General features: G+C 38.3%; 8 protein-coding genes and 1 pseudogene. 4 read left to right on the top strand and 5 right to left on the bottom strand.

Annotated elements, in window-relative coordinates:
* From ON15_RS01345 to ON15_RS01335, 3 genes and pseudogenes are all read left to right on the top strand, one after another.
* Positions 1-273, top strand: a pseudogene (locus ON15_RS01345) (AzlC family ABC transporter permease); the annotation flags it as partial.
* Between the two features lie 2 nt (positions 274-275).
* Entirely contained in the window at positions 276-620 is a 345-nt protein-coding gene (locus tag ON15_RS01340) for an AzlD domain-containing protein (protein ID WP_010579672.1), read from the top strand.
* A gap of 138 nt (positions 621-758) precedes the next feature.
* Positions 759-1,934 carry an SAM-dependent methyltransferase gene (locus ON15_RS01335; protein WP_010579671.1) on the top strand — a complete coding sequence of 392 codons (1,176 nt, stop codon included), beginning with the start codon at positions 759-761 and terminating at the stop codon, positions 1,932-1,934.
* Positions 1,935-2,008: 74 nt separating this feature from the next.
* Here the strand turns inward: ON15_RS01335 and ON15_RS01330 are convergent, their stop codons facing one another.
* The gene (locus tag ON15_RS01330; protein WP_010579670.1) at positions 2,009-2,626 is read right to left on the bottom strand and encodes a DedA family protein; all 618 of its coding nucleotides are present in this window, start codon (positions 2,624-2,626) and stop codon (positions 2,009-2,011) included.
* Positions 2,627-2,770: 144 nt separating this feature from the next.
* Here ON15_RS01330 and ON15_RS01325 point away from each other — a divergent pair, with 144 nt between their 5' ends.
* The gene (locus ON15_RS01325) at positions 2,771-3,604 is read left to right on the top strand and encodes a hypothetical protein (RefSeq protein ID WP_010579669.1); all 834 of its coding nucleotides are present in this window, start codon (positions 2,771-2,773) and stop codon (positions 3,602-3,604) included.
* Between the two features lie 49 nt (positions 3,605-3,653).
* Here ON15_RS01325 and ON15_RS01320 read toward each other — a convergent pair whose 3' ends face one another.
* The 4 genes from ON15_RS01320 to ON15_RS01305 all read right to left on the bottom strand — a co-directional run.
* A complete protein-coding gene (locus ON15_RS01320) occupies positions 3,654-4,265 on the bottom strand; it encodes a histidine phosphatase family protein (protein ID WP_010579668.1) in 612 nt (203 codons plus the stop codon).
* Between the two features lie 82 nt (positions 4,266-4,347).
* Positions 4,348-5,727, bottom strand: a complete 1,380-nt coding sequence (locus ON15_RS01315; RefSeq protein ID WP_010579667.1) for an amino acid permease — start codon at positions 5,725-5,727, stop codon at positions 4,348-4,350.
* 374 nt (positions 5,728-6,101) lie between these two features.
* On the bottom strand, positions 6,102-8,471 hold the full coding sequence (locus ON15_RS01310; RefSeq protein WP_010579666.1) for a phosphoketolase family protein: 2,370 nt from the start codon (positions 8,469-8,471) through the stop codon (positions 6,102-6,104).
* A gap of 168 nt (positions 8,472-8,639) precedes the next feature.
* Positions 8,640-9,551 (bottom strand): PTS sugar transporter subunit IIA (locus tag ON15_RS01305; protein ID WP_010579665.1); only part of this gene is annotated, 912 nt, incomplete at its 5' end.

Raw genomic sequence — 9,551 nt, 5'->3', positions numbered from 1 at the left:
GCATTGACGTCCTTGTTCCTCTATATGATCGTGATGCAGCTTGGAAATCGATTAACGATTTTTATCAGTGTTTTTGCTGGTTGTTTAGCAGCGTTTTTCATGGTTTTACTAAAGAGTACCATGGGGCTGGTCGTTTCGACCGTTATCGCTTCACTCGCTGGTTTTATGTTAGAAGATTATTTGGTGAAACATGGAAAACAGCGGGGGTTTTGGTTGCGTAAAATTAAGCCCAAGGCGAGTCGGAAAGTCATTAGTAAATCAGGGGATAGTTAATTATGACAGAGCAGACTACAGAACATTTGATTTTAATAATTTTGTCAATGCTAGTTGCCTTAGGTCCGCGTTTGATTCCTTTACGAGTATTTTCAACGCGCAAAATACCGTTGTGGTTTAACGAATGGATGAAGTATGTTCCAGTATCCTTATTTACAGCACTAGTTGTCAAAGACGTTTTTATTGATACTAATGCTGGTTATGCGTTTGTTGGTTTGCGTAATACAGCTAAGATCTTAGCTGCAGTGATTGTGATTGGTGTTGCTTACCGGACACGTTCAATGGGACTTTCAGTAGTGCTCGGATTAGCAGCTGTAGCTTTATTAACTATGGCGTTTACCGTGTGATAACATTAGCTGTTTAAAAAGTCTGCAGTCAGTAGGCTTTTTTATTAGCGCTCAAGTTTGCAGAATGAATTTTCAGACAATTTAATGGAAAAGTGTTAGAATACTTTTATGTTTAAATGGAAGGACAGGCGGAAAAATATGATCGACAAAGTTTTCTATAAAACATTATTAAGCAAGTCGTTTAATATACCGGTTAAAATCAACTTTTGGGATGGAGAAACGAAGGTCTACGGTCAAGGTAAGCCAGAGATAACCATCACTTTCAAAGAAGCAATTCCGGTCAAAAATGTGATGCAGAATGCTTCGATTGCGTTAGGCGAAGCATATATGGATGGCCGAATTGAAATTGAAGGCTCAATTCAAAAACTGATCGAAGCCGCCTATGAATCAGCAAATAGTTTTTTTTATGACAGCAAGTTAAAAAAATTCATGCCTAAGCAGTCGCATTCTGAACGGCATAGTAAATATGATGTTCAAAAACATTATGATTTAGGAAATGATTTTTATAAGTTGTGGCTCGATTCAACAATGACCTATTCCTGTGCTTATTTTGATCAGCCTACTGATACTTTGGAGCAAGCTCAGCTAAATAAAGTTCATCATATCATTAAAAAGCTGCATCCTGAACCTGGTAAACGGTTATTGGACATTGGCTGCGGCTGGGGAACTTTGATGCTAGTAGCCGCTAAGGAATATCAATTAGATGTTAGCGGTATTACTTTAAGTGAAGAACAATATAAGTTCGTGCAAGAAAAAATTAAAGCAGCAGGTTTAGAAGATCATGCCCGTGTGTATCTGGAAGATTATCGCGATTTGAAAGCTGAACCATTTGATTATATTACTAGTGTTGGCATGTTTGAACATGTTGGTAAAGAAAACTTGGGAACCTACTTTAAAACAATTGCTAAGTATCTCCGCAATGATGGCTGTGCCTTGATTCATGGAATTACTCGGCAGCAAGGCGGTGCTTATAACGGTTGGATCAATCAGTATATTTTCCCTGGCGGTTATATTCCGGGACTGAATGAAAACTTACAGCAGATCATTGAAGCTGGTATGCAGGTCTTTGATCTTGAGACCTTACGACGTCATTATCAGCACACTTTGGAAATTTGGGACAGTAACTTTAATCAGCATCGGCAAAAAATTCAAGCCAAAATGGGTGAGAAGTTTACTCGAATGTGGGATCTTTATCTGCAAGCCTGTGCAGCTTCTTTCCAATCTGGTAATATTGACTGCATTCAATTTTTAATTTCTAAGGGACCAAGTGGCAAAAACTTGCCGACAACTCGAGACTATATCTACGCAAAATAAATAGCAGCTATCCACTAAGTAATTGACAGCAGCGGTCAAACATTAGCGGATAGCTTTTTATTAACTAAAACAAATTACTTGATTTTTGGTTGCCGTTTTTTTCGAAGCCAAAAATAAATAAGCATTACCACAATCATTAGTGATAAGATTAGGCGGCCATATGTTTCAAATATGCTGACAAAATGCGGCCAGGCGTGGCCAGCTAATCTTCCCAGCCAGATTAAAGCTGTATTCCAAATCAAAGTTCCCAGCGTTGTTAAGGCTAGGAACTTGCCCAAAGGATAGTTAGTCATGCCAGCAGGAATTGAAATCAAGCTGCGGATTACTGGAACACAGCGTCCAAAAAAGACTGCTGGCCCACCGTGACGATAAAAGAAATTAGCAGACTTTTCAATGGCTTCAGGTTTTAAATGCAAAAATTTTCCAGCTTTGCCAGCTAGAATTTTTTCAAGTCGTTCAGCTGAAATAATTTTACCTAAAAAGTAAAGGACGAGCGCACCAATCAAAGCTCCCAGTGTAGCAAAAATAATACTCGGAACAACTTGCAAGGAAGTATTTAAGGTCGCAAACCCGGTGAATGCTAAGACAATTTCTGAGGGAATTGGCGGGAAAATATTCTCGACTGCTAATAATAAAGCAATTCCTAAATAGCCGTACTGATTAATAATTTCAGTCAGAAAAGCAGTATTCATCTGAACCTCCTAATTAAATTTATTGATTTTCAGTGTAACTTTTAAGTGACGGATTGGTCAAATAATATGTAAAATTATAATCTAATTTTAATTTGGCAATTGATGCTATAATACAATTAATTAGTAAGTAAAAAGGAGTAAGCCATGAGAAAAAGAACTTGGTTTATCGTGACTTTGATCGTTGCGGTGATTTTTATTGGGTATGGTTTTACTAAACATGTTGAAAATCAAAAATATTATGATGACTCACTGAAACAAGCCGTAGTTGCTATTAATTATGGACACTATCATACTGCTCAAATTGATTTGGAAAATGCTTTAAAGAAGAAAAAAAATGGAGCAGAAGCTAAGAATTATTTGAATCAGTTAGAGTTATATCGCAACGGCCTAGCAGCAATTGATCAGCAAAATTATCGATCAGCCCGAACCTATTTCCAAAAAACTGCTGCTCAGCAAAATGGCTTGCAGGTTTTAGTTAGTCGGGCTTCCAGCAAGCAGGCCGAATTGAAAGAAGTTTTACAGGAATTGCCGTTATTTAAGAAAACCTATCAAAAAGCCAAGATTTTATCAACTAATTATGAATATACAGCCTCAAATACTAAATTAGCTGTTATCTTAGGTTATGGCAATATTCAGCAAGTCTATTATCGGGATATTTATAAACAGGCTAAGCAATTGAAGACCTACAATGATCGGATATTGCGCAAACTTGGCTACAATGTGAGCGATGACAGCCAAAGCTCCAAACAAGCCGATGATAGCTTCTTGCCAGGAGTCGATAGTTCAGCCAATAGCAGTAGTCTAAATTCAGCTGATTTGAAAAAAATCACAGCTGCTCAAGTCAAAACGGCTCGTCAAGATTTAGAAAAAGAAGGGGTTAATGACCGCGTCTTTAGCGATTACCAAATCAAGCTGGTAATTCAAGAAGCCAAGCGGCAAGGAGTTTCTGTCCGTCAGATTGCCCGCGAGTTTAAATAAATTTTTTCAAAATAAAGACCAGTTAGTTAACTAACTGGTCTTTATGATTTTATAATTCAGCGGTTAAACTTTGATTAAAGTAATAGAGCGTTGCCGTCTGGGAGGTTAATTCGATTTTAGTAATTCCGGCATTGGAAGGTTCATTTAAACTGGATAAATTTTTAATCGCTAAAATTGCATTGAGCATTAATTTAATGGTGAATCCGTGACTGGCAAGCAAGAGATTGGCTTGCGGAAAGTCGGTTGCCAGTTGCGTAAATAATTGTCGCAAACGCGCCGTGACCTGACTAAAAGTTTCACCGTGATTAATATGAGCGGCACCAGGCAGCAAATTATGCTGTTCATCAAAATATGCGGGGAATTTTTGCCAAATGTCTTTTTCTAGCTGACCATCCCAATTGCCATAATCGAATTCTTTTAACCGCCAATCAAAAATGGTCGTTGTTCGCGGTGCGATAATAGCGGCTGTCTGAGCTGCTCGTAATAGAGGACTAGCAACCACTAAATCAAATGAAATCTTCCTAGCAGCCAGCTGCTGACCAACTAGTTGCGCTTGTTGCTGTCCTTTAATTGTCAGCGGTGTGTCAACCTGACTGCCCTGGAGAATTCCGGCTGCATTGGCTTGACTTTGACCATGGCGGACGATATACAAAGTAGTCATAATTTAGCTATCCTTTCATGCCTGAGGTTTAATGATACATTTAGCATACCGATTTTAGGTGAAAATTGCAAAAGCTTTTTAATTAACTTTTCTTAGTCTGATCGGGCCGGGTAATAAAGAAAACCGTTGACATGATTGCTAAAAAAATGCACCCGACAATGACTGAAGCGCGGGTTTCAGGGTTGATAAACATGAAGACCAGCGTCAGCAACAGACCAAACAAAGCTAAATAATTTGAGAATGGTGACCAGGCTAACTTGAAGGGATGAGCTTTAAGCTTTGCCTGATTTTGTTTTCTGAATTTTAAATGGCTGATTAGAATTACAAACCACGGGATCATTCCTGGGAGGACACTTGAACTATAAACTAAAACAAAAACATTGCTGCTGCCCTTAACTAGATGTGGCAAAATGGCATTTAAAACCATCCCAATAAAAATTCCAATTGAGATCGTCAAAACGGCTAAAACTGGAACTCCGCGGCCAGAGAGCTTAGTATATTTTGCACTGACTTCGCGTTTTAAGCCTAGAGTATAAAGCATTCGGCTCGAGCTAAAGATTCCCGAGTTGCAGCCAGACAGTGCCGCAGTAACTAAGACAAAATTGATGATGCTGGCAGCGGCTGTGATTCCAACACGGGAAAATGTTTCAACGAATGGTGAGCCAACTTGATCGAGCTTATTCCAAGGATAAATCGTGACAATGACGAAAATTGCCCCAATGTAGAAGATTAAGATTCGTGCGACGATCGATTTAATCGATTTAATGATCGTTGGTTGAGGATCTTTCGCTTCACCAGCCGTGATACCAACAATCTCAATTCCTTGATATGAGGCGATCACAATTGATAGGGCAAATAAAAAGCCCTTGAACCCGCCAGTGAAAAAGCCGCCATTAACCCAAAGATTACTGAAACCAATCGGCTGCCAATGGTTGCCAAAGCCGAGTAAAATGACCATTGCACCCAAAATTAACATTAGAATGATCGTTAAAACCTTGATTAAAGCAAACCAGAATTCAAGTTCACCATAAGCTTTAACTGAAACCAGGTTAGCAATACACAAAGTTATTACGATTACTGCTCCAGAAATCCAGTCTGGCAAGTTTGGCCACCAATAATTTAAATATTGACCAACTGCAATCACTTCACTGATCCCAACCACCAGATATTGAAAAACATTACTCCAGGCAGTCAAATAGCCAGCTAGGGGATGAATATATTCACTGGCGAACTTAGCGAATGACCCAGTCGCTGGATCTAAATACAGCATTTCGCCTAAAGCTCGCATGACGATGTATAAAATTAAACCTGCAAAAGCATAGTCAAGTAAAACCGATGGCCCGGTCCATTTGATCGTTGAGGCTGATCCCATGAACAAACCGACACCAATCGTGCCACCCAGGGCAATCATTTGCATTTGACGTGATGATAGATCACGATTTAAATTGTGCTTGTCTTTCATAAAAGCTGCTCCTTTTTTGGATAAAATAAAAGCCCCTAGGTAATTAAACCTAGGGGCGCAAATAGCGTGGTACCACCCAATTTTAATCTAAAAATTGATTACACTTCATTATTGATAACGGCATTACCGGCATTTGTTTCGGAATTCCTACTAAAAACACACTTGAAAGGAGTATCTCAAATTCATTAACGATCAGCTTTCACCGCATCTGACCTCGCTAAGTAAATGATAATTTGAAACATGTCTTTCGTCATTGCTTATAAACTTATTTTACCGAAATCAAAGCTGAAATACAAGCTGAAAGTTAAAAAAAGTTAATTTTCAAAAACTAAATCCCATAACAATGTTATTGTTGTGGGATTCGAGCCTTAATTTTATTTTAATGATCGCCACTGCCAGTTAGTAACTTCTGGCAAATCAGTACCTTCATCGCGAATATATTGCCGGTGTTTCGCTAATAAATTATCCATTTTAGCTAACAATTGTCCGTAACGCTGAGCATGCGGCAAACTAATGACTGCTGACTTAACTAAATCAAAACGATCCATTTGATTTAAGACCCGCATATCAAACGGAGTGGTAATATCCCCATTTTCCCGGTAACCATGCAAGTGAAGATTATGATTATGCCGATCAAAGAATAAATCACGAATCAAGCCTTCATAACCATGAAAGGCAAAGATAATTGGCTTGTCTTGGGTGAAGTAAGCATCAAATTGCTCATCGCTTAAGCCGCGCGGATCAAGTTTAGGACTCCGCAATTTTAATAAATCAACGATATTGATGAAACGAATTTTAAGTGTTGGATCCGCCTGATGCAAAATTGAAATTGCAGCCAAGCTTTCCAAGTTAGGCTCAGTTCCAGCAGCTGCCATCACTAAGTCAGGTTCACTATTTTCATCGGTTGATGCCCACTCAATGATTTTTAATCCCTGATCAACCAATTCTTGAGCTTCAGCCACTGAATAAAATTGTGGGCGGGGATGTTTAGATGAAACAATCAGATTGATCTTTTCCCGGTCGTTTAAGACCTTAGCCATGACTGCTAAGAGGCTGTTCGCATCAGCTGGTAAATATTCCCGAATAAACGCGGGCTTTTTATCGGCCAAGTGTCCTAAAATCCCTGGATCTTGATGTGTGTAACCATTATGATCTTGTTGGAAAACTGTCGAAGTAGAAATCAGATTCAGTGAAGGAATTTCACTGCGCCAAGCTAACTCTTTTGCCTTGCGCAACCATTTGAAATGCTGAGTGATCATTGAATCAACAACGCGCAAAAAGGCTTCATAGCTAGCAAATAATCCGTGACGGCCAGTTAAAATATAACCTTCGAGCCACCCTTCATCTTGATGTTCTGAAAGTTGCGAATCAATTACGCGTCCAGCAGGTGCTAAAAATTCATCATTGGGTTCTTGGATTTTTTCCAGCCACTGGCGCTTAGTAGCTTCAAAAATCGGTGCGAGCCGATTGGACATGGTTTCATCGGGACCGAAGATTCGAAAGTTATGCTGCGACTGATTCAGTTTAATCACATCACGCAGGTAAGTACCTAAGACAGTCATATCTTGGGCTTCATTTTTCCCAGGCTGGGTTGTTTCGACAGCATAAGCACGGAAATCTGGCAAAATCAGATTTTTGACAAATTTTGTCGGATTAGTATGCGGATTGGCTGCCATTCGCTGTTCGCCTTGCGGAGCGATAGCAGCAATTTCTGGCTTTAGCTGGCCGCTTTGATCGAATAATTCTTCTGGGTGATAGCTTTTAAGCCATTTGACTAATTCATCGGCGTGCTCCAGATCGTTAGTGTCGACTGGGATTGGGATTTGATGTGCACGGAAGGAATTTTCAACTGGTTCGCCATCCCAGAACTTAGGCCCAGTCCAGCCTTTGGGAGCCCGAAAGATAAGCATTGGCCAAATTGGCAGGCGACTATCATTGTTTTCTCGAGCATGTTTTTGAATGGCTTTGATTTTTTCAATCGCTTGATCCATTGCTTTGGCCATTGCGGGATGCATTTTGGCTGGGTCATCACCTTCAACAAAGAGCGGTTCCCAACCAAGTCCGGCAAAATATTTGCGTAGTGTTTCATCACTTTCCCGTGAGAGGATTGTTGGATTAGAAATTTTAAAACCATTTAAATTCAAAATTGGCAAAACAGCACCATCATTAATCGGATTAATAAATTTATTTGACTGCCAGGAAGTTGCTAAGGGGCCGGTTTCAGCTTCACCATCACCGATCACAGTTGCAGCAATCAAATCAGGATTATCGAAAATTGCGCCAGTTGCATGTGAAATTGAATAGCCTAATTCACCGCCTTCATGGATTGAACCAGGCGTTTCGGGTGCCGCATGAGAAGCAACGCCGCCAGGGAAAGAGAAACGTTTGAATAATTTTTTCATTCCAGTTTCGTCTTGGGTAATCTCAGGATAGATTTCCGTATAGCTGCCGTCGAGATAAGAATTCGAGACCATCACCTGACCGCCATGGCCGGGTCCCTCAATATAAAACATCTTTAAATCATATTTGTTGATCACCCGATTTAAATGAGCATAAATAAAATTTTGCCCGGCGATTGTGCCCCAGTGACCAATTGGTTTGACCTTTAAATCGCTAGCTTTTAATGGTCGCTTTAGCAAAGGATTGTCCTTTAGATAAAGTTGACCAACAGAGATATAGTTGGCTGCCCGCCAAAAAGCATCGACTTTTTTTAAATAGTTTGGTGATGAGTAATCTGCTGTCATTTATGTGATTCCTCCATTCTCTCTTATGAAATAATAATACCATAGTTGTTCAGAATTACTGATTTATAAATTTGAAAATAGTAATTTCAAAATGTATGCTCATTATATCACAAGAAGATTGAAGATCAATTATCTCAGAAATGAGTACAAAATATAATTTTGAATAATTTACTCTAAATGATCGTTCTTTTTTATAAAATTTAAGACTATTTGATAAACATCGTTACTTGATTTTGCTAACTTTAGAGCTTGCATAAAATCTTGTTTTTGAATAAGTTTAATTAATTCGGATAGAGCATTTAAATGGCTAAATTTATTAGTAGGGGCTAAGCCAATTATTAATTGGAACTCTTTGTTATCAACTTTTACCGAATATTTTGTATAAAACAAACTAATACCTAGTTTATTTACGCCATCATTGGGATTGCTGTGAGCTAACATAACTTCATTACCTAAAACCATATATGGTCCTTTTTCTTGAGTAAGCGAGATAATTTTTGAAGTATACTTATGTTCTATTAGATTTGCATTTTCGAGAGGTAGCATGGCTTTATTAATTGCTGTTTGCCAATCTATTCTTTTGTTTTCAAATGTTATTTGTTCAGGACGAAGAAGATCTAATAAAGAGATTTCATTATTAAAAATGTTTTTACGTGAATGTAATTGTTCAAAATAAGCATTTAAAGCTTTTTTTAAATCTTTGAAATTTTCTATTCTAGCATATTCACTAATTATATCAATTAAAGTTTCTATATTAAAAGCATTATTTTTTTTAATAATATTGTATTTTTGTAAGACTTTATCAATTTTGATCCATTCAGATTGATCAGGAAGGCCAGAAACATTTAGCACTGGTTTGGAAATCTTATCTAAATGTGTAGTACTTATGATTAATTTTACTGCAGCTAACGGATAATTTTTAAACTGAAAAATACTTAAAGGTTTTGAAAAATTAATCATTGGATATCTTTGGATTAATTGCTGTCTTAGTGCAAATGAGGTTCCTATCCCGCTTGAACAAACAATCAAGACATCGTTGTTTCCACCATTTTTTTGAGTCTTCGTTTTGCAATTCACTTC

Source organism: Liquorilactobacillus vini DSM 20605 (genome assembly GCF_000255495.1).
Taxonomy (GTDB): domain Bacteria; phylum Bacillota; class Bacilli; order Lactobacillales; family Lactobacillaceae; genus Liquorilactobacillus; species Liquorilactobacillus vini.
This window is presented reverse-complemented; position numbering and strand designations above follow the sequence as displayed.